A 23,165-nucleotide genomic window follows, 5' to 3' on the forward strand; every position below is an offset into this window, starting at 1 on the left:
GTGACCACGGTGGGATTTGAACCCACACGCCCTTGCGAGCACCACCCCCTCAAGATGGCAAGTCTACCGTTTCTCCACGTGGCCTAAAATGAAAAAGGTCAAGTAAATAAATACTCGACCTTATGTTGTGACCCGACTGGGGCTCGAACCCAGGACCCCATCATTAAAAGTGATGTGCTCTACCAACTGAGCTATCGAGTCTTGCTATCAAGGAAAGTATTTTGTAAATCACAAATTTTGTGACCCGACTGGGGCTCGAACCCAGGACCCCATCATTAAAAGTGATGTGCTCTACCAACTGAGCTATCGAGTCATATTCTTTCCTTGAATGCGGGTGCAAATATAAGGAGTTATTTTTGATATTTGCAAGCTTATTTATTATAAATTTGTCTTTTTTTAATCAAAATTTACAACGCCTTAATTTTTAGGCTATTATTAAAATGAAAAAAATCATATTATTAGGATATATGGGTTGCGGAAAGTCAACAATTGCCCAAAACTTGTCAAAAATTACAAATATTCCGTTTCTCGATTTAGATAAATGCATCGAAAAAAAAGCAAATTTATCTATAAATGAGATTTTCGAGCAATTTGGAGAGATCCATTTTAGAAAACTAGAACACAAAATGTTTGTAGAATTACTTCAATCTTCAGAAAATAGCATAATAGGTTTAGGCGGAGGAACGCCTTGTTATGCCAATAATCATGAATTATTAAAAAGAGATGATGTTACTTCTATATATTTAAAGGCATCTATTGATACTTTATATAATAGATTGATCAATAACAAAAGCAGCCGCCCGTTAATCGCTAATATGAATGAAGAAGAAATGCGAGAATTTATCGCAAAGCATTTGTTCGACAGAAGCTACTATTATAACCATGCACAACATAAAGTTGCAGTAGATAATAAAGCTGTCGAAGAAACAGTAGAAGATATTTTAGGGATTTTAGCTTAAAAAGGCATAATCATCGCCGTTTTCATCAAAAACAACCTGAACGTGCTCTAATAAGGATGTTGATAAGGAAATGCCTTTAAAATCTGCTTTTACGGGATACTTTTTGTGATTTCTGTCTACAAGTACTGCTGTTTTGAATTTCTTTAACGGAACGTCTAAGAAATGACGAACAGCATATATAAGTGTGGTGCCTGAATTTAATACATCATCAACAAGTACTAATCCTTTGTTTTCATACTCTTCTTTAGTCAATGAAGTTTGTATGGGCAATTGCGGATTTTGTTTGTCGACTCTGACTTCGCAAAGAGAAACCTTAAGAGTTGAGATCGTACTTAATGCCAATGCGATTTTTTGAGCAAAAATAGATCCGTTTGAAGCGATTCCTGCAATTACAACTTCTTCTTCGTCAACAAAGGTTTCGTATATCTGGTATGCGATACGTTTTATTTTATGTTCGATTTCCTGATTCGTTAAGATGATGTTTTTGCTCATGATTTATTTTTTTGCTAATTTACAAATAAGAATTTTAGATTATAGTCTTTAGAATTTAGATTTTTTGAGGGAATCTCATGTTTACACACGAAGTTTATTCCTTCTCTTCGTCATCAATAATGTCTTCACCATATTCATCAATATCTCTTCGGTCTTTTTTGGTAGGTCTTCCTGTACCGGTTTTGCGATAATGTTCTTTAGAGAGTTTTAATAGTTCTAAATGAGCATACGCTTCTGCAGGAGTTTCGTTTTTTCTATATATATCTACAAGTTTTGCGCCCACACGACTTTCCGGAATGTCGAGTACGGTAATAATTTGTGTAATCTGGTCTTTTCTAAAGGTGATTTTATCAGTAGGAAAAACCTCTTTAGAAGGTTTTGCAACTTGTCCGTTTACAGTAATATGGTTTTTTTTGCAGGCTTCTGTTACCATGTTTCTGGTTTTGTAATAACGCACGCACCAGAGGTATTTATCTATTCTCATAATTTTTCTAAAATCAAAGTTAAATTCTTTACAAAAATAAATCAATATTGTATCTTGCGCACCTAAAAAATTAACAATAATGAATAAATTTAAATATTATTTTATTTTATTGCTTGCCGGTATTTCTTTGGTTTCTTGTAATAAAAGTGATGATGATAATGTGGTGACTGTTCCTTTAAGAGATTATGCAGTACAATTTAAAGCAGATAATGATTCTATTGAAAAATATTTAAAGACTAATTATATTCAGGAAGTTACTGCTGATTTTGATGTTAAAATCGCAAAAATTCCCGCAGGAGGAACTCAAGCGTCTATTTGGGATCAAACGGTTTATCCTTTACAATCCAGAGATATTTATAGTGATGGTATTACTTATAAAGTATATTATTTAGCATTGAGACAAGGTACAGGTAGCTCTCCAACAAATACAGATAAAATTGTATCATCTTATTCGTGCTATTTATTAAATGGTACTCTTGCTGATACTTCTTATGGATTTCCGGGAACTTTTAATTTGTTTCCTTATGCAAATGAAAGTACTGTAATACAAGGCTGGTCAGAGATATTTCCTAAATTTAAAACAGGAACTTCTGCAACAGATGCAGGAACTGGTGTTATTACGTATCAGGATTATGGAGCAGGAGTTATGTTTTTACCGTCTGGTATGGCGTATTATGCTGACGGAAAAGGAACTATTCCGGCTTACTCTCCGGTAGTTTTTAGTTTTAAATTATTTGATCTTCAAAGAATGGATAATGAATATACTATTTCTGCCAGTACAGGAGGAAGAGTATTCCTTGGAGATGGTGTTCCTGATTATTTAGAAGATGTAAATGGTGACGGTTATCTTTATGATTTTAGAGATAAAACAAAATATCCTAATCCACCGGTTGAATTAGTTGATGATACTGATAAAGATGGTGTTGCTGACTTTGTAGACTTTGATGATGATGGAGATGGTTTTACAACCAGATTCGAGCTTACTAAGCCAACAAGCGAAACCGGTATTGTAAATGGTATTAATTACGGAACAAGATTATATTATCCTTGGGAGCCTTTGGTGGATAATCCTAATACTCCAAATACAGATGAAACAGAACCTAGAGGAATTCCAAGAAGACCAACGGGAGCACTTGCGGATCCTACAAAACCGGAATCTGCTACTAATGTTAGGAAATATATAGAAACAGATTATACAGATAATCCAAGATTAAGAATTCATCTTGATAATACATATCCTATCAAACAGAATTAAACTGGATTTTAAATATAGAAAACCTCGAAAGTAATTTCGAGGTTTTTTTATGTTCTAGTTTTAAAAGAAATTCTTCTTTGTGATATAAAATTTTAAAGTGTACCAGTTGCTAAAGAATTAAATAATATTTAGACTGGGTACAAAAAAACCTCGAAAAGTGATTTTCGAGGTTTTTTTTATGTTAGAAAATCTAAAGATTATTTTCTTTTGATAACTCTTTCTACAGCTTCAACAATCGCCTGATTGTTTAGTTTGTATTTCTCCATTAATTGCTCAGGAGTTCCAGACTCACCAAAACTATCGTTTACAGCAACAAACTCTTGCGGAGCAGGAGTATTTAAAGCTAATACTCTTGAAACGCTTTCTCCAAGACCTCCAAGAATGTTATGCTCTTCTGCAGTTACAACACATTTTGTTTTAGCCAATGATTTTAGAATCGCTTCTTCGTCAAGAGGTTTAATAGTGTGAATGTTGATTACTTCAGCAGAAATTCCTTTTGCTTCAAGTGCTTCAGCTGCAATAAGGGCTTCCCAAACTAAATGTCCTGTTGCTACAATTGTAACATCAGTTCCTTCGTTTAATAAAATTGCTTTTCCAATTACGAAAGGTTCGTCAGCAGGAGTAAAGTTAGGTACAACCGGACGGCCAAAACGTAAATAAGCAGGACCATGATGATCTGCTAATGCAAGAGTTGCAGCTTTAGTCTGGTTGTAATCACAAGTGTTGATTACAGTCATTCCAGGCAACATTTTCATTAAGCCAATATCTTCAAGAATTTGGTGTGTAGCTCCATCTTCACCTAGTGTTAAACCAGCGTGAGAAGCACAAATTTTTACATTTTTATCAGAGTAAGCAACAGATTGACGAATTTGATCGTAAACTCTACCTGTAGAGAAGTTAGCGAAAGTTCCTGTAAAAGGAATTTTTCCTCCAATAGTTAAACCTGCAGCAATACCAATCATATTAGCTTCTGCAATACCAATTTGGAAAAAACGCTCTGGGTGATTTTTTTTGAAATCATCAAATTTTAATGATCCAATTAAATCAGCACAAAGTGCTACTACTTTTTCGTTTTTTTGACCTAGTTCAGTCATTCCCGCTCCAAAACCTGAACGAGTATCTTTGCTTCCTGTATTTTCGTATTTTTTCATTTTGTTTTTTTGCTGTACGCAATAGGCTGTAGGCAATAGGCATAAAGCTTACTGCTTAAAGCTTAAAGCTTTTTTTAATAATCGATTTGATCTGCAGAATAGTTTTGAGCCAAAGCACTTGCCAATTGATCATTGTTAGGTGCTTTACCGTGCCATGCGTGCGTGTGCATCATGAAATCAACTCCGTTACCCATTTCAGTATGTAGTAAAATACAAACTGGTTTTCCTTTTCCTGTTCTTGATTTCGCATCATTTAATCCGGCTAAAATTGCATCGATATTATTTCCTTCAGCAATTTCTAAAACATCCCAGTCAAAAGCTTCAAATTTAGCGCGGATACTTCCCATTGCTAAAACTTCGTCAGTTGTACCATCAATTTGTTTTCCGTTAACATCAACAGTTGCAATAAGGTTGTCTACTTTTTTAGCAGAAGCATACATGATCGCTTCCCAGTTTTGACCTTCTTGTAATTCACCATCTCCGTGTAAAGTATAGATTAAATGATTGTCGCCATTTAATTTTTTTGCTTGTGCAGCACCAAGAGCTACAGATAAACCTTGTCCTAATGAACCAGAAGCCATACGAACTCCAGGCAATCCTTCGTGAGTTGTTGGATGTCCTTGTAAACGTGAGTTTAATAATCTGAAAGTTGCAAGTTCTGAAATAGGGAAATAACCGCTACGTGCTAATACGCTATAAAATACAGGAGAAATATGACCATTTGAAAGGAAGAAAATATCTTCTCCGATTCCGTCCATATCAAAACCTTCTTTGCGCTCCATAATGTTTTGGTATAGAGTTACCAAAAATTCAGTACAACCTAGTGAACCACCTGGGTGACCTGAGTTGACAGCATGTACCATTCGAAGAATATCTCTTCTTACTTGGATAGTTAAATCGCTTAATTGTTGTGTGTTAGGCTTCATTTTATATGTAAAAGTTAAACTGGTGCAAAAGTAATTTTTATTTTGCGGGCTGACAAATGATTTTTCGCTTTAGTTTGATGTAATTGTTAAATTATACGCCTTTTTTTATTGGTTTAGAAAAAAAGTCTGAGATCTTGTTGCTAGTATATAAAAATTTTGCCACAGATTACAGGATTAAAGTGATTTAAAAAATCGTTCTAATCCTGTAATCTGTGGCAAAAAATAAATTTGTAAAAATTTGTGGCAAAAAGGGTTATTCAGTATCTCCTTCACTATAGAAGTTATTTTCTTCGTCTTCTGAACCAATTTCTTCTTGTTCGTCATCAAGTTCTGAACCCGGAATATCTAAGTCATTCCCAAGTTTATCACTATTTTGTTTCCATTCGTTATTGTTGCTTTCAGGATTTATGATTCTTTCACCTGATATTCCTTCCGGATCAATGTCTTCCAGATTATCTTCATTATTATAAATGTCTTCTGATGCAGGATAATCTAATTGTTCCAGGTTTTTCTGGATTTGATCATCTTTAATCTGATCTAAATCTGCAGAGTTTTTTTCTTCTGAATTTATCATGATTTCTAAGTTTTAAAGTATATATAAAGTTATGAATCAATCTTTTTAAAATGTTATATTTTTAGAATTACGATATTGTAGTATTCACATAAATTTAAAACACAAAAAATCAAATCTCAAATCCCAAATTGAAATTAAATGAAGATTGATATTTTGACAAATTATCTAATTAGTAAGTTACCAGATTCTCTGGATATCTCGCCACGTAATCATTTTAATGTTATTTTCTTTTAGTTTTGATTGGCATTCTTTACTTGTAAAAAAGTCAAGATCGATTTGACGCCAGGCTGAACCAAAATTGGGGTGGTTGATCGTGATACCTTGCATTTCTAGATCATCAAAAGCAGGATGAAGTAAAAACACGTTAAATCCTGGTTGAATATTGTCTAAAGCTTTAGCATAAGAAGATTTTAGTTCTCCTTTTTCGAAATCAGAAAAATAGCCAATTAAAAGATTATCGGTTAAAAGTGTGTTTTCGAAATTGTATTTTTCATCTGAAAGACTAATCGATTGTACAAAATCTTTATTGATGAAAACTGGTAAATTGTAGGTCTTGCCTAGTTCTTTGTAGATTTCTAAAATTTCAGGAGTTACGCCAACGCTGCACATATGCGAATCGAGATGGGTTGGCTGGATGCCAAATTGTAACGCTTTTTCGATTTGGGCGGTTAGTTCTTTTTTAATTTCGCCTGGTGTTGCATTGTTTTTAAAATCTTGTCTGGTTTTATAAAAATATCCGTTTTGATCTGTTAAACTTGAAACTTCTGGAATAGGAAGAACCGGACCGAATTTATAATTTTCCCACTCGCAAGTTAGTGTTAAGTGAATTCCGCAATCATAATCGGGATTGTTTTTGGCAAAGTTTGCCATTTCATAAAACCATGGGCAAGGCACCATTATACTATAAGAGTTTACAAAGCCGTTTTGTAGTGTTTGTATAGTGGCTTGATTTTCAGAATGTGATAATCCGGCATCATCGGCATGAATGATTAGGAGTTTGGTGTCTTGAGGATATCCTAGTTTTTGGGCTAAGTTCATTTTTATTTTGTCTTTTTGTGATGAATAAATGACACTTGGGCTTCGACTTCGCTCAGCCTGACAATGTTTAGAGTTTGCTCAGCCTGACAATGTTTTGACTTCGCTCAGTCTGATAATAACTTTATTCAAATTTAAAAATTTCTAATGTATATGTCACGTCATTTTTTGCGTTAGGGATAGAAGCGGCATCTCCGGATTTAGAAAAACAAGGCTTTTTAGCCGTTTTTGTTAATCAGGAATACAGCGGATAGCCCGACCCTTGGGTAACGCCATAATGATAAATATCAATTTTTAAATTCTAAATTTCAGTCTTGAAAAATAAAGTTTTTATCTGCACAACTCTTCTTTATCTGCTTATGTCATTGTCAAATTACCTAATTTTCTAATTGACAAATTAACTAATTAAATTTTCCTGAAATTAGCCTATCTTTGCCGACTGAAAAAAGAAACAGATGAAGTTTGATTTATTGAAAAAAGATCCGCAATCTAAAGCGAGAGCGGGAAGTATTACTACAGATCACGGCGTAATCGAAACGCCTATTTTTATGCCTGTCGGAACGGTTGCATCTGTAAAAGGGGTACACCAGCGAGAGCTAAAAGAGGATATTAATCCAGATATTATTCTGGGAAATACATACCATTTATATTTACGTCCGCAGACTGAAATTCTTGAGAAAGCGGGAGGATTGCATAAATTTATGAATTGGGATCGTAATATTTTGACCGATTCTGGTGGATATCAGGTTTATTCTCTTTCGAATAATAGAAAAATTAAGGAAGAAGGAGTAAAGTTTAAATCACATATTGACGGTTCATATCACTTTTTTTCACCAGAAAGTGTAATGGAGATTCAGCGTACAATTGGTGCCGATATTATTATGGCTTTTGATGAATGTACGCCTTATCCTTGTGATTACAGATACGCGCAGCGCTCTATGCATATGACGCACCGCTGGTTAGATCGTTGTATAAATCATCTTGATAAAGTACCTTATAAATATGGGTATGAGCAAACTTTTTTTCCAATTGTTCAGGGAAGTACTTATAAAGATTTGCGTCAGCAATCTGCTGAATATATTGCCAATTCAGGTCAGCAAGGTAATGCCATTGGAGGTTTATCTGTAGGGGAACCTGCTGAAGAAATGTATGCAATGACTGAAGTGGTTTGCGAAATTTTGCCAGAAGATAAACCACGTTATTTAATGGGAGTAGGAACTCCGATTAATATTTTAGAAAATATTGCGTTAGGTATTGATATGTTCGATTGTGTTATGCCAACCCGTAATGCCAGAAATGGTATGTTGTTTACTGCAAACGGAACAATTAATATCAAGAATAAAAAATGGGAAGCTGATTTTTCGCCAATCGACGAAATGGGACATACTTTTGTAGATACAGAATATACAAAAGCATATTTACGTCACTTATTTGCTGCGAATGAATATTTAGGAAAACAAATTGCAACGATTCATAATCTTGGTTTTTATATGTGGTTGGTTCGTGAAGCCAGAAAACATATCTTAGCAGGAGATTTTAGACCATGGAAAGAAATGATGGTTAAAAATATGAGCCAAAGACTTTAAAAAAAGTTTCAGGTTTTTTAGTTTCAGGTTTCAGGTTCCTTTGAGTAACCTGAAACCTGAAACTTCAAACAAAACAAACAAATTTATATATGCTGACGATAATAGATAAGTATATTTTAAAAAGATATTTAGCCACTTTCTCGGTGATGATCTTATTATTTATCCCAATTGGGATTGTAATTGACGTCTCTGAAAAGGTGAATAAAATGCTTGAAAACAAGATTCCGTTTAGTGCAATTGCGATCTATTATTACAACTTTACCGTTTATTTTGCGAACTCATTATTCCCGATATTTTTGTTTTTATCGGTAATCTGGTTTACGTCCAAACTGGCTAATAATACGGAGATTATTGCTATTTTAAGTTCTGGAATTTCATTTACACGTTTTTTAAGACCTTATATTATTGGTGCTTCTATCGTATCAGTATTTGTGCTTTTAATGGGATTTTTTATTGTTCCTGCTGCTAGTGAAGGTTTTAATAATTTTAGGTACACTTATCTAAAAGGAAATGGAAAACAGCTGATGCGCGGTGAAAACACCAATGTTTACAGGCAAATTAATGATAATGATTTTATTTTTGTAAATAGTTTTAACGAAGAGTCAAAAACAGCTTTTAATTTTACGTTGGAACATTTTGAAAAAGATCAGTTAACTTATAAAATTACGGCTAGTCGTATTAAATGGGATCCTAAAAAAAAGATCTATATTTTATATGATTATACCAAAAGAACACTTGGCGAACTAAATGATAAGATAGAGAAAGTTCCTGAAAAAAACGTGGCTTTTAAGTTTGAACTGGCAGATTTAACTCCTGTTGTTTATATTGCAGAAACGCTTCCGTTAGGTAAATTGATCGATTTTATCGAAAAAGAACGTAAAAGAGGTTCAGGAAATATTAATACCTATTTAGTAGTACTCTATAAAAAATATAGCGTTCCGGTTTCGGCCTTTATTCTAACCATTATTGCCGTAGCAGTTTCGTCAATGAAACGTCGTGGCGGTATGGGAACGAATCTTGCTATTGGTATTGCAATTGCTTTTTCATTTGTGTTTTTTGATAAAATATTTGGTACTCTTGCCGAAAAATCTACTTTCTCACCTTTATTAGCTGTTTGGTTCCCAAATATTGTTTTCGGAATGCTGGCAGTTTACTTACTACGTAATGCGAAACGATAATTTAAAAAGTTATTTAAATCTTCACCTAATTGTTTTTATCTGGGGATTTACAGCTATTCTTGGCGCTTTGATAACAATTGATGCCGAAAATTTAGTTTGGTTCAGAATGCTTCTTGCAGGAGTTTTTCTGGCAGCTTTTATAGTTTATAAAAAACAATCTTTTGTTATTTCAGCAACATCTTTTGCCAAATTGATTTTTGTTGGATTATTAATTGCCCTGCATTGGATATTCTTTTTTAGGGCCATTCATGTTTCTAATGTTTCAATAACGCTTTCGATATTTTCATTGGGTGCATTTTTTGCTTCTTTATTAGAGCCGCTTTTTTACGGAAGAAAGATATTGTGGTATGAAGTTTTTTTTGGACTTATTATCATAGCAGGTTTAGCATTAATTATGCAAGTCGAAGTAAAATACCTGCACGGAATGTATTATGCATTGGCTTCGATTATTCTTGGTGTTTTGTTTACCTTAATGAATGGTAAACTGATTTCTGATCACGAGCCATCGGTTATTACATTTTATGAGTTTGGAGCAGGAGTTTTCTTTATTTCGATTTATTTTTTAGTACAAGGAAAATTCAATGCAGATTTCTTTACCATGTCGTTAAACAACTGGATATTGTTGCTGGTTCTGGCTTCGGTTTGTACGGCTTATGCATTTACAGCTTCGGTGAAGGTCATGCAGAAATTAACACCTTACACAGTTATGTTAACCACTAATTTAGAGCCTGTTTACGGAATTATGCTGGCTTATTTTATACTGGGTGGAAAAGAAAAAATGAGTACAGAATTTTATATTGGCGCATTGATAATTGTAATTACGGTTATCCTAAATGGTGTTTTTAAACATTATAAAAACAAGAAGGAAGTGTAATAATTTCCTTATTTTTAAATTACATTTTTACATTTTAAATACGATTTAATCACACCAATGATATAATATTTTTATATTTGCGGTTCGATTTACAAACAAAATTCAAAAATCCATGGAATATTTAGATTTTGAGCTTCCAATAAAAGAACTTGAAGAGCAATTACAAAAGTGTGTTATAATTGGAAAAGAATCTGATGTTGATGTAACACCAACCTGCAAGGAAATCAACAAAAAATTAGAACAAACTAAGAAAGATATATACAAAAACCTTACAGCTTGGCAACGAGTTCAGCTATCAAGGCATCCTAACAGACCTTATACTCTGGATTATATCAGAGCAATTTGTGGAGATACTTTTTTAGAGCTTCATGGAGACAGAAACTTTAAAGATGATAAAGCCATGGTTGGCGGACTAGGAAAAGTAAACGGTCAGTCGTTTATGATTGTGGGTCAGCAAAAAGGGTTTAATACAAAAACACGTCAGTACCGTAACTTTGGTATGGCAAACCCTGAAGGATATCGTAAAGCTTTGCGTTTGATGAAAATGGCAGAGAAATTTGGAATTCCGGTTTTAACTTTAGTAGATACTCCGGGTGCATATCCGGGACTTGAAGCAGAAGAAAGAGGACAAGGTGAAGCAATTGCCAGAAATATTTTTGAAATGGTTCGTCTACAAGTGCCAATTATTACCATTATTGTTGGTGAAGGTGCTTCTGGAGGAGCTTTAGGAATTGGAGTAGGGGATAAAGTATATATGTTAGAAAATACGTGGTACTCTGTAATTTCGCCAGAATCATGTTCTTCTATTTTATGGAAAAGCTGGGAGTATAAAGAACGTGCTGCCGATGCTTTAAAATTAACTTCATCTGATATGAAGAAACAAAAATTAGTAGATGATGTAATTCCGGAACCATTAGGTGGAGCACACTATGACCGTGAAACTACTTTTAAAACAGTTGCCGAATACATTACTAAAGGATATAACGAATTGAAAGACTTATCAACAGCCGACTTAATTGCCCAAAGAATGGACAAATACAGTAATATGGGCGAATATAAAGAGTAAATTCTTACAAGAGTAATTTAAAATCCGAAGCCTTATCGTTTCGGATTTTTTTTTGGTTATGAACAAAAAGAACCTATTTATAAACAATTAATAGTTATAACTAGATAGCAATTTTTTTTTAAAATTTGCTACTTTCGCTATATGGAAAATTTCAAAAATATAAATCCTGTAAAGGTAGATAAAACCACAATCATTAGTCTGGAGAAAGGAAAACTTCCTCCGCAAGTGCTTGATTTAGAAGAAGCTGTACTTGGAGCAATGATGATTGATAAAAAAGGGGTAGATGATGTAATTGATATTTTGCAGGCTGATGCTTTTTATAAAGATGCACACAAATTTATTTTTGAAGCAATCGTTCAGCTTTTTACAGACACGCAGCCAATTGACTTGTTGACAGTGTCAGCACAGTTGAAAAAGAATGGAAAATTAGATTTGGCGGGTGGAGATTTTTATTTAATTCAGCTTACACAAAAAATTGCCTCTTCGGCGCATATAGAATTTCACTCCCGTATCATTCTTCAGAAATTTATTCAAAGAAGTTTGATCAGGATTTCGTCTGAAATTATCGAAGCATCTTATGATGAAACCACAGATGTATTTGATTTGCTGGATCAGGCCGAATCAAAATTATATGAAGTTACACAAGGAAATATAAAACGTAGTTCTGAAACTGCTCAGAGTTTAGTTTTGCAAGCTAAAAAACGTATTGAAGAAATTTCTAAACAAGAAGGATTAAGTGGTGTTGAAACTGGTTTTACCAACTTGGATAAGCTGACTTCCGGATGGCAACCTAGTGATTTAATTATCATTGCAGCAAGGCCAGCGATGGGAAAAACGGCATTTGTACTTTCTATGGCGAGAAATATAGCCATAGATTTTGGACATCCAGTTGCTTTGTTCTCTCTGGAGATGGCATCAGTTCAGTTGATTACAAGGTTAATTTCGTCAGAAACCGGACTTTCGTCAGAAAAATTACGTACCGGTAAACTAGAACCTCATGAATGGACAATGCTGAGTACAAAAGTAAAAAACTTAGAAAAAGCTCCTTTGTTTATTGATGATACACCGTCACTTTCTATTTTTGATTTAAGAGCAAAGTGTCGTCGTTTAGTTTCGCAGCATGGTATTAAAATTATCATTGTCGATTATCTTCAATTGATGACTGCCGGAGGAAATAGTAAAGGTGGAGGAAATCGTGAGCAGGAGATTTCTACAATTTCCCGAAACTTAAAAGCCCTCGCAAAAGAGCTAAACGTTCCGGTAATCGCACTTTCGCAATTATCGCGTGCCGTTGAAACCCGTGGATCCAGTAAACGTCCTTTACTATCGGATCTTCGTGAATCCGGAGCAATTGAGCAGGATGCAGATATCGTTTCCTTTTTATATCGACCTGAATATTATAAAATTGACGAATGGGATGATGATGAAGCTTCACCAACCGCTGGTCAGGCAGAAATTATGATCGCAAAACACCGTAATGGTGGTATCGAAAACGTTCGTTTGAAATTTCTTGGACATCTTGGTAAATTTGATAACCTTGATGATTTTTCAGGTAATTATGATGATTTGCCCTCTAAAATGAACCACGATGAAAATCCGTTCATAACAAAAAATCTTCCTTCGGCCAATGAAGCTTTTGGAAGCAATTTAAATGATGACGATGACGACAGCGATGTTCCGTTTTAATAAAATTTGCAAAGCCTCTTTATGAGGCTTTTTTTTATGCTTTTTTGGTGAAATTTTCTGATAAAAATTCAGTAGTTTAGCAGAACAATTGTCTGTGAACAATTGAATATTAACATAACCAAAAACAAATTTAAATTATGGCAGAAGAAAAATTTCCAGGAAAAATTGAAATCGGATTACCAACAGGTGAAACATGGGCGAGAAAATACAGAGACTCTAAAGATGAAGAGAATAAAAAGAAAATAAACTCTTATCTAATACCCTTAGAGAGTTTAGAAGCAGTTTTAAGACTGAAAAAAACTTTAGATATTGATGCAGTTCGCGCTTATATAGGTCTAAACGAACTGGGAGAACAAAATCTAATATTTGTAGGAACCAAACTTGACGAAAAAACTGGAATTTATAAAGATGTTTTTGGAAAAGGCGAATCTGAAGAGAATGGTGGCGGAGATGTTGTTTACGACGGTTCACGTCCTTGTCCTCCTTATGGCGATCCGGATAGCCCGATGAATGAATAAGGATGGACGATCTTTTAATATATTCAGGTTATTTTGTCTTATTGATTAACCTGATTTTATATACATTTAGCTTTTTCCAAAAGGAAAAAGCTAATGTTTTTTTTATGGGATATTTAGTTTTCATTTTTATAATTCAATTTATAATGGAGATTATGTATTACCTGCATATGAATAATTTATTTGCAATTAATCTTTTTTTTGTTGGTCAAATGGTTTTTTTGGGATTGTTCTATGAATCTATTTTGAAAACTAAAAAGCAAAAATTTTTTGTAAAATTTGTTATTACTTCCATTTTATTGGTTTTATGCATTCAGTATTTTATAGATCCTGATCAGTTTTTAAAATTTAATCTATTTGAGATTACCCTTACCTCTTTGTCGATTGTAGTTTTTGCTTTATTGCACTTTTATAATATGTTATCAGATAAAAAAGAATATTACTATTATACGATAGGAGTTGTTTTTTATCTGCTTACAAGTACAGTGCTGTATTTAGTTGGAAATCTTACTTCGAACTTAAGTAATGATTTAAAATATTTGAGCTGGAGAGTGAATGCTTTTTTAATTATTATGTATTATCTTTTTATTTTATACGAATGGAAAGTGAGTTTTAAACCCAGGAAAGAAATTAATACTTATATATGAGTAGTACTCCAGTTTATGAAAAAGAAATAGTCGCCATAATTTTATACACATCCTGTTTTTTTATGGTAGTGGCTGTTTTTTTAGTTGCTTTTTTTTATTTTTCAAGGAAAAAAATTATTCAGAAAGAATTAGAAAAACGAGATTTAGAGATTCAGTATCAAAAAGAGCAGTTACATGCTGTTATTTTTACGCAGGAAGAAGAGCGAAAACGAATTGCTCAGGACTTGCATGATGATATTAGTTCTAAACTCAACATTGTTTCCTTAAATTCTCATTTACTCTCGTCTCCAAATTTAACAGAAGAGGAAACAAAAGAGATTACTGATAATATTATAAATCTAACAGCGAAGGCTTTAGAAAATTCCCGAAAAATAGCGCATAATTTATTGCCTCCGGTTTTTGAAAAATTTGGCTTGAATGCCGGTGTAGAAGAACTGTGTGAAGAATTTGAAAGCAGCAAATCAGTAAAAGTAACTTATGAAAACGAAATTGATTTTGATGAGCAGGATATAAATCGCCATTTGCATGTTTTTAGGGTTTTGCAAGAGCTAATGAATAACTCTTTGCGTCATGGAAAAGCATCTGAAATTTGGATTAGTTTTAAAAATGAGAATGAAATTGACACTTGCTATTATAAGGATAATGGAATAGGATTTGACAACCAAAATTCTGAAAATCAAAAAGGATTAGGAATGAAAAATATTGATAGCCGTATTTCTTTTTTAAACGGCACGATAAAAATAAACTCTGAAATTGGCAAAGGCATAGCTGTAATTTTTACATTTTAAGTTAAAATACCAAAATAAATCATCCTTTGTCTCAATATATTAAGATTCGTAGAGCTATTTTTGCTTCATATTTTGTAATTTCGGCAAACCAAACGATCAAAAACAAACTAAATGAGTGCCGCTATTAAAATTGCTTTAGTCGATGACGAAGTTTTATTCCGGAAAGGAATATCTTTTTTATTGCAAAGAGAAGATAATATCGATATTATTTTTGAAGCATCAAACGGAGAAGAACTTCTTTCTAATTTAGAGAAGATCGAAACAAAACCGGATATCATTGTAATGGATTTGAAAATGCCTGTTTTAAATGGCGTAGAAGCTACCAAGATTATCCGAAAATCATTTCCTGATATTAAAATAGTAGCTTTAACAAGTTATGATACAAAATCATTTATTGCAAATATGATTCAGGTTGGAGCAGTTGCTTATTTAATTAAAAATACGACACCAAAAGATTTAATCCATACCATAAATCAAGTCGCAAGAAAAGGATTTCATTACAATGAAAATGTTTTAAAGACAATACAGGAAACAATTATTTCGACTAAAAATTCTAAAGGAAATTTAGAAACAGGTTTTCTTTCTCAACGCGAAATAGAAATCCTGCAACTTATTTGCCAGCAAAAAACAACTTCAGAAATTGCTGAACATCTTTATTTAAGTCCAAGAACCGTCGAAGGTCATCGTAACAATTTATTACTAAAAACAGAATCCAGAAATATTGCAGGCTTAGTTGTATATGCAATTCAAAATGAAATTGCTGTTCTTACAATTTAAAATCAGCTTGCTAAAAACTGAATTGATAATACATAATACAAAATAATACTTACTACAAGAACGCACAATCCTATTTTTCGCATCATATTCAGTCCTTTTGGTTGGTTATTTTTATCATTAAACTTCATGTTTTGGTTTTTCACTGATTAGTTTGATGATCCGGGGTAGCAAATGTAAGAATAATAAGGTTTTATAAAATACGTGTTTTTACGTGATTTTGATAAAAAACCATCTCACTTCTAAGTTGTTTATTTAACTTTTGTCCCACTATAAAAGAGATACATCTATTGTGTTTTTTCATGCTTCCTTTATATCTTTACTAAAATAATTTTCTAATGAATAAATGTTTAGTTTATATTTTCATATTTCTACTTTCATTAAATGCAAAAGCTTCGTATATCTTAATTCCGATGGACGAAACTACACAGCAAAATCATTTAAAAGCATACGGAATAACATATTGGTGTTTGAGTAAGGATTATAAGGCAAGCTGGTTGCTTAATTATCGAGGTGGCTCATTTTTGCTTCCGGATGCTGACGAAATTCGTAGAGAATGCAAGATTCGAGGTGTAAGTTTTGAAATAATTTCAGATAGTGAAGAAGCTTCGATTTTAGATGAGATTTCAAGCCCGTCACAAAATATGGAATCTGTTATTCTTGAAAAAGCGCCCAAAATTGCAGTTTATACTCCAAAAGGCAAACAACCTTGGGATGATGCCGTAACTTTGGTTTTAACTTATGCTGAAATTCCTTTTACACCAATTTATGATGAAGAAGTTTTAAGTGATCAATTGTTACTTTACGATTGGTTGCACCTACATCATGAAGATTTTACAGGACAGTACGGGAAGTTTTTTGCTGCCTATAAAAATACACCTTGGTACATAGAACAGAAAAAAGATTCAGAAGCTCTTGCTGCTAAATTAGGTTACAATAAAGTATCACAGGAAAAAGGAGCTGTTGCAAAAAAAATTAGAGATTTTGTTATTGGTGGTGGATTCATGTTTGCAATGTGTTCTGCAACAGATAGTTTTGATATTGCACTATCTGCTGATGGAGTTGATATCTGCGAAGCTATGTTTGATGGTGATGCCAGCGATTCGAACTATCAGTCAAAATTAAATTACGGAAATTCATTTGCCTTTAAAGATTTTACATTAGAAAGAAGACCTGAAGTTTATGAATTCTCAGATATTGATATGACAGCAAAACGAAGAGTGCCAATGGAGAAAGATTATTTTTCGCTAATGGAATTCTCAGCAAAATGGGATCCAATTCCTAGTATGTTATGCCAGAATCATACTCAATTAGTAAAAGGTTTTATGGGGCAGACTACTGCGTTTGACACTGCATTGATAAAATCGAATGTGCTGATAATGGGAACGTGTGAACTTAATGGTGAATCAAGGTACATTCATGGAGAAAAAGGAAAAGGAATGTTTACTTTTTTTGGAGGTCATGATCCTGAAGATTTTCAACATCAGGTTGGAGATCCTCCTACAGTTTTAGATTTACATCCAAATTCTCCCGGATATCGTTTGATTTTGAATAATGTTTTATTTCCTGCTGCAAGAAAGAAAAAACTAAAGACATAAAATTTAATTCAAAGAAAATTCGAACCAAATAGGAATATGGTCAGATATTTTTCGCGCTTCTTTTAGAGAATTAAAATTTTTATAAAATGGTAAAATGCCAGAATCAATGTATTGTACTGAGCTTGTCTTATAGAATATATTATCAAACTCTGATGCTAAACAAATAGTATCCCTGCATTTTTGTTTTAATGTAGTTTTTTGATTTTGTAAAATAGGAGTATACCCCATTTTTTTCAAGGGATTAAAAACAGTATGGGATTGCGGGCAATTAAAATCACCCATGAAAACTAAATTCAAAGTAGGATATTCAGCCGGCAGAAACTTAAAATATTTAATTTCCGTTTCTGGTTGTTTACTTTTTGTGATAGCATGAAAATTAACTAAAGTAATTGTTTTTTTATTTATTTCAAATGTTGCGAAATAGGGCTCTCTGTCAATTTCTAAATTATATTTTTTTTCTAACCAGGTATTGCCTTTCAATTTTGCTTTACCAGTTTTCCAGATAAAAGCATAACGTTCCGTTTTATAGCTGCTGCTGCTTGTTGGATTACTGATTGTATAATCCCATTTTGTGCCTTTTGTATTTAATATAGCAGCTAATTTCGCTACTGCCTGAGCACCGCCATATCCGGCAACAACTTCCTGAATAGCTATAATATCAAAATCAAGGATAGTATTTGCTATAAAATTTAATTCGGATTCAGATTTTGATTTTCCAAGATTTTCTAAATTCCATGATAGGATTTTAGTTTGTGAAAAAGTAAGGGTAGTAAAAAATAAGAGAAGAAAACTTAGAATATATTTCATGCTGTCTTTAAAAGATCAAATATAAGCATTTCAAAATTTTAGCAAAATTGAAATTATTCAATTTTTGGTCTAAAAAAGAATTATTGGCATACATGCCAAGTAAGAGGTAATTAGAGTAGGCACAAATAAATTTTGCAAAAAGCATTTTTTGCAGATAAATTTTCTATTGCACTTTAAATGCAATAGAAATTAATGCTTTTTATATCTGTTTTTTAGAGCAGTTCCTATAATTATGATCTGTAAAACAAGGAGAGCAGGTATGAAGATGATTTTCCAGTCAACTTCTAACCATCCGGTTTTTTCTGAAACAAAAGCAAAGCTTAGTGATAGAAAGAGGCAAAGCAACATAGTTTTCATTACAATTTTATTTTGAGTTGTATTAATTTTTGAGATCATCATTTGCTGTAAGTTCTTCTTAGAGCTATGTATGTTTCTTGATTTCATTGTTTGGTTAATAAATTCTACACAAACTTAAATCTATAAAAAGTCATTTCCTTACGGGAATCCGTAAAAAAGTTATAAAATTTACATCACCTATAAAATTTATACCAACCCAAAATCTTTTGCAATCGCAATTAAATGAACATTGTTGTTTGCTTTAAAGTATATTTTTAATTTATTGATTCTTTTTTCGATACTGCTTGTACCATTTGGAGTTATTGAAGAAGCTTTAAATTCACTTGAAATACTTTCTAATATATGGCCTTGAGCCAAAAGTTTTAAAATAGAAATGTCATAAGATTCAATTTCAATCAGCGCCTTATCATTAAAACTAAAAGATAAATCTGAAGAAAGTATTTTTTCTTCATTTCTAAAAGTTCCCTCAATTGCTTTTCTTAATTCACTAATGCTATTTCTTCCTTTAGAAACATACGCATTAATTCCCTGATCATAAAAAAGAGATTTTATACGATATGATTTATCCTCAATAGAGAAAACTATTTTTTTTAATTTAGGCTGAACTCCGTTTGCAGCATCAATAAGTTCTTCTCCGCTTGAAAGTGTTATATTTCTGTGATCTGATTTAAATGATAAATCGCTTATGAGTAAATCATAAGGTTCATTTTCAAGTAAAGCCTTTTTTATCTTTAATAAACCATCATCACAATATTTTACATGATCAATTGTAGGAATTTTTAAGTCTTCAAGAACCTGAATAACTGCTATACTTATACTATCTAAATCTTCGGCAACTAAAACTTTTTTAAACATATCGTTGTATTTATAAAGGAAAAGAAAAAATTATTCTGAAGCCTTTTTCTGAATTTTTGTCAAAAATAATATTTCCATTTATAGTTTTAATACGGTTTTCCACATTTTGTAGTCCATTTTTAAAATTAGGTGTACTATTTTTCGTTCCAACCCCATTGTCATTATAAAATATAGTCAGATTTTTATCAACAATTTTAATATTAATACTCACTAAAGTCGCATGACTATGTTTTTTCATGTTTGCAAACAACTCCTGTAACACTCTATAAAGAATTATTTTTTTATTTTTTTCGAGATTATCCCATGAAATTAGATCAAAACCATTTAATATAATATTTAATTCAGGGGTTTTAAATCCGCAAATCATTTCTTTTAATGCAGTTGCATAATTTTCATCGGTTACAATAGCGCTGTTTTCCCTTGAAATATTTCTTGTTTTCGAATAAATATCTTCCAAATTATGTAACAATAATTCTTTGTTATTTTCTTTTTCCAAATCAATATTTTGCGTTAAAGTAATTGTATTGTAAACATCACTGACAAGTTTATCCCTAAGTTCATTCGAAATGCGAATTTCGCTTTCAAGAATTGCATGATTTTTTTCTCTCCTGGATTTTAGCGTTAAATAATAATACAGGAATAAACTGAATAGCGTCGTAAAAAAAATGATTACATAAGAAATCACATTTCGTTTTTTTTCTTTTTCTAATTGTAATTCATTCTCTGCTTTTTGGGCTTTAAACAGCAGGTTCTCAAACTTGTCCTTTCGTGAATAATATTTAATCCTGGCGAATTGATTTTTTACGGTTTTTTTAGCTCTGTCAATGCTATCAGCAAGCTGAATGAATTTTAATGAATATTTTTTAAGATCTTCTCCCTGACTGGTTTTGGTTAGTAATTTTAAGCACTGAAGTCTATTAGGTGCATCTTGTAATTTAAGTGAAAGCAGGTATGCACTATGAGCGTAAGGTTTGGCTTGAATGGGGTTACTTTGCTGAAAATATTCGGCTATATGCATGTAGACATATATAAGTGCGTAATAATTATTGAGTCTGGTTTTTATAGCGAGACTTTTTTTATAATAATCTAATGCTTCAGGCTTTCCTTGTTCATAATAACAAAGACCTATATCATCTAATATTCTTGAATACTCAAAATCATTTGTTCTTTTATCAAGTGGACAAACTGTTTTAATTTTTGATAAAGAAATTAATATACTTTCTGCTAGTTTAAACTTTTTTTGCTTAACGTATATTTGGCAGATACTATTAAGAACGGCAATTTTTCTATAAGAACTGGTTTTGAGATGTAATGATTTTCTATAATATAAAAGAGAATTGCTGTAATCATATGTGTAATAATAATTAGAAGCAAATTGATTGTATACGTTTGCTGTAAACCTAGGTTTCTTTATTTTTTTTAGATAAGGAAGTGTTTTGGTTAATAATATTTCACTTGCTATAAAATCACCTTGAATTTCTTCAATAGCTGCCATGCAGGTCAATGCATAGACGTAATCTATATAATCTACATTAGTGTCGCAAAGTAATAGTGCCCTATTGAAGTAATAGTAAGAACTGTCAAATTTATCTGTATCAAAAAGGATGTCAGCCTTATTGAGAATCTTTCTGATTTCAGTTTTATTATATTTTCGTTCAGTAGGAATTTCAATTCGGGAAGGTTGTAATAACGCAATTGTTATTCCTGAAATTAAAATAACTATAATTGCCAAAAGATATTTTAAAATTCTTTTATTTTTAAAAAGTATGAAATTCTTTTTAATCATTATAAAGGAAATTTTATAAAAACTTTAAAACCTTTTTCCAGAGTAGAATCTATATCCATTTTGCCCTTTATACTTATAATTCTGTTTTTTATATTTTGCAATCCGTTAGTAGCATCCAGATTTTCAAGGTTTGCTCCATTTCCATTATCTGTATACGTGACAAGAATTTTTTTATGTAATATTTTGAATGAAATACCAACTAAGGTCGCATAACTATGTTTTTGCATGTTGATAAGCAACTCATGTAAAATTCTATAAATAGTTATTTTTTTATTTTTTTCAATTTTATTAAAAGAGATAGTTTCCAAACCGTTTAACAGAATGTTTATTTCTGGAGTTTTAAATCCGGAAATCATTTCCTTCAAAGCAATACTAAAATTTTCATCAGTTACAATAGGACTGTTTTCTTTAGAAATGCTTCTGGTGCGAGAGTAAATCGAATCTAAGTTGTTTAGTAATTGTTCCTTATTGTCTTCTTTTCCGAGATCTATATTTTCTGTAAAAGTCAGGATTTGATATATATCAGAAGTAAGTTCATCACTTAATTTTTTAGATATTCGCAATTCGCTTTCAAATATTGCTTTACTTTTTTCTTTTGTTGCTTTCGATTTTAAATGAAAATAAAGAAATACAATAAACCCCAGAATAAATATAATTGTAATATAGGAAATGATATTTCGGTTTTTTTGTTTTTCCAGCTCTAATTCATTTTCTGCTTTTTGGGCTTTTAGTTGTAGATTCTCTGTTTTATTTTGCTTTGAATCGTATTTAATTGTCATAAACTGATTCTTAGCTTTTCTTCGGTTTATAATAAGACTGTCAATTATTTTGATGTACTCTAAGGAATATCTTTTTAATTCATTCCCTTCAGTTTTTTGTATTAATGAAGCGAGGCTATTAGCTTTAAATGTTGCTGAATTTACCTTACATGCACTGATGTATGATTTTTCGGCATACATTTTTGAAAGCTTTGGATTTGTTTTTTCATAAAATGATGCAAAACAAGTGTACGTTCCAATTAATTCGAAATCTTCTTTTAATTCAAGTTTTATTTTTAAGCTTTCTTTTAAATAATCCAGCGCTTTAGGATTGCCAAGTTTATAATAACAAAAGCCCAGGTTATCTAAAAGTACCGAGTAATTATTAATAGTACGCCTGGCATCAGTATCATGTTTGATTTTTTTTGAAAGTAAAGGCAAAATTATATCAACTGCTCTTTGATATTTTCCTTGTGAAGTGTAGATAATTACTATATCATTTAAAATCTCTGATCTCTTAAATGGTTTTTTTGCTAGATTTAAAGCTTTTACATGATAGTAAAGAGCCATATTATTATCATAAGTATTAAAATAATTGTACGCAGTAAGCGTATAATAGTTTATTTCGTATTTAGGAGTTTTTAATTTTTTTAAATAGGGAAGTGTCTTAGTCAGTGTTTCTTCACTACCAGTATAATCGCCAACATTTTGTTGAAGATTGGCTATTGAGATAAGAGCGTAAACGTATCTGTTTACATAATCTAATTTTGGTTCACAAAGATCTATAGCCTTGTTATAATAAAAATATGAACTGTCTGTTTTATGATCAAAGAGAAAATCTGCTTTTTCGATAAATTTATTTATTTCAGCTAATTTACTTTTTGATTTAGGCTTAGGTTTGATGTCTTTTACCTCAGAATTTAATAGATATAATGATCCTGCTAATAGTATAACTATCAGAATTATTAATCTAAATATTATTTTATTTCTAAAAAGGTAAGCGGCTTTTTTCAT

23 protein-coding genes and 3 tRNA genes are annotated in these 23,165 nt (G+C 32.0%); 12 read left to right on the plus strand and 14 right to left on the minus strand.

The annotated features are described in order from the left end of the window. Position 1: 1 nt before the first annotated feature. The 3 genes from ASF10_RS05985 to ASF10_RS05995 form a co-directional block, all read right to left on the minus strand. A tRNA-Leu gene (locus tag ASF10_RS05985) sits at positions 2-84 on the minus strand. A gap of 44 nt (positions 85-128) precedes the next feature. Then, positions 129-201: transfer RNA gene (locus ASF10_RS05990), tRNA-Lys, on the minus strand. 39 nt (positions 202-240) lie between these two features. Further along, positions 241-313: transfer RNA gene (locus tag ASF10_RS05995), tRNA-Lys, on the minus strand. A 127-nt stretch (positions 314-440) separates the two neighbouring features. On the opposite strand from ASF10_RS05995, the gene ASF10_RS06000 reads away from it, so the two are divergent. Next, positions 441-959 carry a shikimate kinase gene (locus ASF10_RS06000; protein WP_056246706.1) on the plus strand — a complete coding sequence of 173 codons (519 nt, stop codon included), beginning with the start codon at positions 441-443 and terminating at the stop codon, positions 957-959. Here the strand turns inward: ASF10_RS06000 and ASF10_RS06005 are convergent. Next, positions 951-1,451, minus strand: coding sequence for a phosphoribosyltransferase domain-containing protein (locus ASF10_RS06005; RefSeq protein WP_056246709.1), 501 nt, complete (start codon positions 1,449-1,451; stop codon positions 951-953). The two genes, ASF10_RS06000 and ASF10_RS06005, sit on opposite strands and share 9 nt — an antisense overlap. 94 nt (positions 1,452-1,545) lie before the next feature. Continuing rightward, the gene (locus ASF10_RS06010) at positions 1,546-1,935 is read right to left on the minus strand and encodes an RNA-binding S4 domain-containing protein (protein ID WP_056246712.1); all 390 of its coding nucleotides are present in this window, start codon (positions 1,933-1,935) and stop codon (positions 1,546-1,548) included. Between the two features lie 79 nt (positions 1,936-2,014). On the opposite strand from ASF10_RS06010, the gene ASF10_RS06015 reads away from it, so the two are divergent. Then, complete coding sequence (locus ASF10_RS06015) at positions 2,015-3,190, plus strand: FKBP-type peptidyl-prolyl cis-trans isomerase (protein WP_056246715.1); 1,176 nt, start codon at positions 2,015-2,017, stop codon at positions 3,188-3,190. A gap of 197 nt (positions 3,191-3,387) precedes the next feature. Here ASF10_RS06015 and ASF10_RS06020 read toward each other — a convergent pair whose 3' ends face one another. The 4 genes from ASF10_RS06020 to ASF10_RS06035 all read right to left on the minus strand — a co-directional run bounded on the left by ASF10_RS06020 (position 3,388) and on the right by ASF10_RS06035 (position 6,879). Next, positions 3,388-4,341 (minus strand): transketolase family protein, encoded by a 954-nt coding sequence (locus tag ASF10_RS06020; protein ID WP_056246718.1) that lies wholly within the window; start codon positions 4,339-4,341, stop codon positions 3,388-3,390. Between the two features lie 74 nt (positions 4,342-4,415). Further along, the gene (locus ASF10_RS06025; RefSeq protein ID WP_056246722.1) at positions 4,416-5,267 is read right to left on the minus strand and encodes a transketolase; all 852 of its coding nucleotides are present in this window, start codon (positions 5,265-5,267) and stop codon (positions 4,416-4,418) included. 253 nt (positions 5,268-5,520) lie between these two features. After that, entirely contained in the window at positions 5,521-5,841 is a 321-nt protein-coding gene (locus tag ASF10_RS06030) for a hypothetical protein (RefSeq protein WP_056246725.1), read from the minus strand. Between the two features lie 177 nt (positions 5,842-6,018). Further along, entirely contained in the window at positions 6,019-6,879 is an 861-nt protein-coding gene (locus ASF10_RS06035; protein ID WP_056246728.1) for a polysaccharide deacetylase family protein, read from the minus strand. Positions 6,880-7,331: 452 nt separating this feature from the next. Here ASF10_RS06035 and tgt point away from each other — a divergent pair, with 452 nt between their 5' ends. From tgt to ASF10_RS06085, 10 genes are all read left to right on the plus strand, one after another. Next, positions 7,332-8,462 (plus strand): tRNA guanosine(34) transglycosylase Tgt, encoded by a 1,131-nt coding sequence (tgt, locus tag ASF10_RS06040; RefSeq protein ID WP_055091740.1) that lies wholly within the window; start codon positions 7,332-7,334, stop codon positions 8,460-8,462. Between the two features lie 89 nt (positions 8,463-8,551). Next, positions 8,552-9,640 carry an LptF/LptG family permease gene (locus ASF10_RS06045; protein WP_056246729.1) on the plus strand — a complete coding sequence of 363 codons (1,089 nt, stop codon included), beginning with the start codon at positions 8,552-8,554 and terminating at the stop codon, positions 9,638-9,640. Then, positions 9,627-10,514 (plus strand): DMT family transporter, encoded by an 888-nt coding sequence (locus ASF10_RS06050; RefSeq protein WP_056246733.1) that lies wholly within the window; start codon positions 9,627-9,629, stop codon positions 10,512-10,514. The genes ASF10_RS06045 and ASF10_RS06050 overlap by 14 nt, the downstream gene beginning before the upstream one ends. Positions 10,515-10,626: 112 nt before the next feature. After that, positions 10,627-11,580, plus strand: coding sequence for an acetyl-CoA carboxylase carboxyltransferase subunit alpha (locus ASF10_RS06055; protein ID WP_056246736.1), 954 nt, complete (start codon positions 10,627-10,629; stop codon positions 11,578-11,580). A gap of 141 nt (positions 11,581-11,721) precedes the next feature. Beyond that, complete coding sequence (gene dnaB / locus ASF10_RS06060) at positions 11,722-13,266, plus strand: replicative DNA helicase (protein ID WP_056246739.1); 1,545 nt, start codon at positions 11,722-11,724, stop codon at positions 13,264-13,266. Positions 13,267-13,403: 137 nt separating this feature from the next. Beyond that, positions 13,404-13,784 (plus strand): hypothetical protein, encoded by a 381-nt coding sequence (locus ASF10_RS06065; RefSeq protein ID WP_056246741.1) that lies wholly within the window; start codon positions 13,404-13,406, stop codon positions 13,782-13,784. Between the two features lie 167 nt (positions 13,785-13,951). Beyond that, positions 13,952-14,428, plus strand: coding sequence for a hypothetical protein (locus ASF10_RS06070; protein ID WP_241774916.1), 477 nt, complete (start codon positions 13,952-13,954; stop codon positions 14,426-14,428). Further along, the gene (locus tag ASF10_RS06075; protein ID WP_056246746.1) at positions 14,425-15,216 is read left to right on the plus strand and encodes a sensor histidine kinase; all 792 of its coding nucleotides are present in this window, start codon (positions 14,425-14,427) and stop codon (positions 15,214-15,216) included. Before ASF10_RS06070 ends, ASF10_RS06075 begins: the two co-directional genes overlap by 4 nt. A gap of 111 nt (positions 15,217-15,327) precedes the next feature. After that, complete coding sequence (locus ASF10_RS06080) at positions 15,328-15,993, plus strand: response regulator transcription factor (RefSeq protein ID WP_056246748.1); 666 nt, start codon at positions 15,328-15,330, stop codon at positions 15,991-15,993. 335 nt (positions 15,994-16,328) lie between these two features. Beyond that, positions 16,329-17,588: a hypothetical protein gene (locus tag ASF10_RS06085; protein WP_056246751.1), complete on the plus strand. Its 1,260-nt coding sequence runs from the start codon at positions 16,329-16,331 to the stop codon at positions 17,586-17,588. A gap of 3 nt (positions 17,589-17,591) precedes the next feature. Here the strand turns inward: ASF10_RS06085 and ASF10_RS06090 are convergent, their stop codons facing one another. The 5 genes from ASF10_RS06090 to ASF10_RS06110 form a co-directional block, all read right to left on the minus strand. After that, a complete protein-coding gene (locus ASF10_RS06090; RefSeq protein ID WP_056246754.1) occupies positions 17,592-18,395 on the minus strand; it encodes an endonuclease/exonuclease/phosphatase family protein in 804 nt (267 codons plus the stop codon). A gap of 189 nt (positions 18,396-18,584) precedes the next feature. Continuing rightward, positions 18,585-18,839 (minus strand): hypothetical protein, encoded by a 255-nt coding sequence (locus ASF10_RS06095; protein WP_056246756.1) that lies wholly within the window; start codon positions 18,837-18,839, stop codon positions 18,585-18,587. Positions 18,840-18,938: 99 nt separating this feature from the next. Further along, a complete protein-coding gene (locus ASF10_RS06100; protein ID WP_056246759.1) occupies positions 18,939-19,607 on the minus strand; it encodes a response regulator transcription factor in 669 nt (222 codons plus the stop codon). Between the two features lie 10 nt (positions 19,608-19,617). Next, positions 19,618-21,393, minus strand: coding sequence for a tetratricopeptide repeat-containing sensor histidine kinase (locus ASF10_RS06105; protein WP_056246760.1), 1,776 nt, complete (start codon positions 21,391-21,393; stop codon positions 19,618-19,620). Next, entirely contained in the window at positions 21,393-23,165 is a 1,773-nt protein-coding gene (locus ASF10_RS06110) for a tetratricopeptide repeat-containing sensor histidine kinase (protein ID WP_056246762.1), read from the minus strand. The genes ASF10_RS06105 and ASF10_RS06110 overlap by 1 nt, the downstream gene beginning before the upstream one ends.

The organism is Flavobacterium sp. Leaf82 (assembly GCF_001422725.1).
Classification (GTDB): domain Bacteria; phylum Bacteroidota; class Bacteroidia; order Flavobacteriales; family Flavobacteriaceae; genus Flavobacterium.

Bases quoted from the DNA above. Each gene is read 5' to 3' on its own strand.
- ASF10_RS06075 (WP_056246746.1), top strand. From the start codon at position 14,425: ATGAGTAGTACTCCAGTTTATGAAAAAGAAATAGTCGCCATAATTTTA.
- ASF10_RS06065 (WP_056246741.1), top strand. From the start codon at position 13,404: ATGGCAGAAGAAAAATTTCCAGGAAAAATTGAAATCGGATTACCAACA.
- ASF10_RS06090 (WP_056246754.1), bottom strand. From the start codon at position 18,395: ATGAAATATATTCTAAGTTTTCTTCTCTTATTTTTTACTACCCTTACT.
- tgt (WP_055091740.1), top strand. From the start codon at position 7,332: ATGAAGTTTGATTTATTGAAAAAAGATCCGCAATCTAAAGCGAGAGCG.
- ASF10_RS06100 (WP_056246759.1), bottom strand. From the start codon at position 19,607: ATGTTTAAAAAAGTTTTAGTTGCCGAAGATTTAGATAGTATAAGTATA.
- ASF10_RS06080 (WP_056246748.1), top strand. From the start codon at position 15,328: ATGAGTGCCGCTATTAAAATTGCTTTAGTCGATGACGAAGTTTTATTC.
- ASF10_RS06110 (WP_056246762.1), bottom strand. From the start codon at position 23,165: ATGAAAAAAGCCGCTTACCTTTTTAGAAATAAAATAATATTTAGATTA.
- ASF10_RS06085 (WP_056246751.1), top strand. From the start codon at position 16,329: ATGAATAAATGTTTAGTTTATATTTTCATATTTCTACTTTCATTAAAT.
- ASF10_RS06095 (WP_056246756.1), bottom strand. From the start codon at position 18,839: ATGAAATCAAGAAACATACATAGCTCTAAGAAGAACTTACAGCAAATG.
- ASF10_RS06105 (WP_056246760.1), bottom strand. From the start codon at position 21,393: ATGATTAAAAAGAATTTCATACTTTTTAAAAATAAAAGAATTTTAAAA.
- ASF10_RS06005 (WP_056246709.1), bottom strand. From the start codon at position 1,451: ATGAGCAAAAACATCATCTTAACGAATCAGGAAATCGAACATAAAATA.
- ASF10_RS06035 (WP_056246728.1), bottom strand. From the start codon at position 6,879: ATGAACTTAGCCCAAAAACTAGGATATCCTCAAGACACCAAACTCCTA.
- ASF10_RS06000 (WP_056246706.1), top strand. From the start codon at position 441: ATGAAAAAAATCATATTATTAGGATATATGGGTTGCGGAAAGTCAACA.
- ASF10_RS06055 (WP_056246736.1), top strand. From the start codon at position 10,627: ATGGAATATTTAGATTTTGAGCTTCCAATAAAAGAACTTGAAGAGCAA.
- ASF10_RS06020 (WP_056246718.1), bottom strand. From the start codon at position 4,341: ATGAAAAAATACGAAAATACAGGAAGCAAAGATACTCGTTCAGGTTTT.
- ASF10_RS06050 (WP_056246733.1), top strand. From the start codon at position 9,627: ATGCGAAACGATAATTTAAAAAGTTATTTAAATCTTCACCTAATTGTT.
- dnaB (WP_056246739.1), top strand. From the start codon at position 11,722: ATGGAAAATTTCAAAAATATAAATCCTGTAAAGGTAGATAAAACCACA.
- ASF10_RS06045 (WP_056246729.1), top strand. From the start codon at position 8,552: ATGCTGACGATAATAGATAAGTATATTTTAAAAAGATATTTAGCCACT.
- ASF10_RS06070 (WP_241774916.1), top strand. From the start codon at position 13,952: ATGAATAATTTATTTGCAATTAATCTTTTTTTTGTTGGTCAAATGGTT.
- ASF10_RS06010 (WP_056246712.1), bottom strand. From the start codon at position 1,935: ATGAGAATAGATAAATACCTCTGGTGCGTGCGTTATTACAAAACCAGA.
- ASF10_RS06015 (WP_056246715.1), top strand. From the start codon at position 2,015: ATGAATAAATTTAAATATTATTTTATTTTATTGCTTGCCGGTATTTCT.
- ASF10_RS06025 (WP_056246722.1), bottom strand. From the start codon at position 5,267: ATGAAGCCTAACACACAACAATTAAGCGATTTAACTATCCAAGTAAGA.
- ASF10_RS06030 (WP_056246725.1), bottom strand. From the start codon at position 5,841: ATGATAAATTCAGAAGAAAAAAACTCTGCAGATTTAGATCAGATTAAA.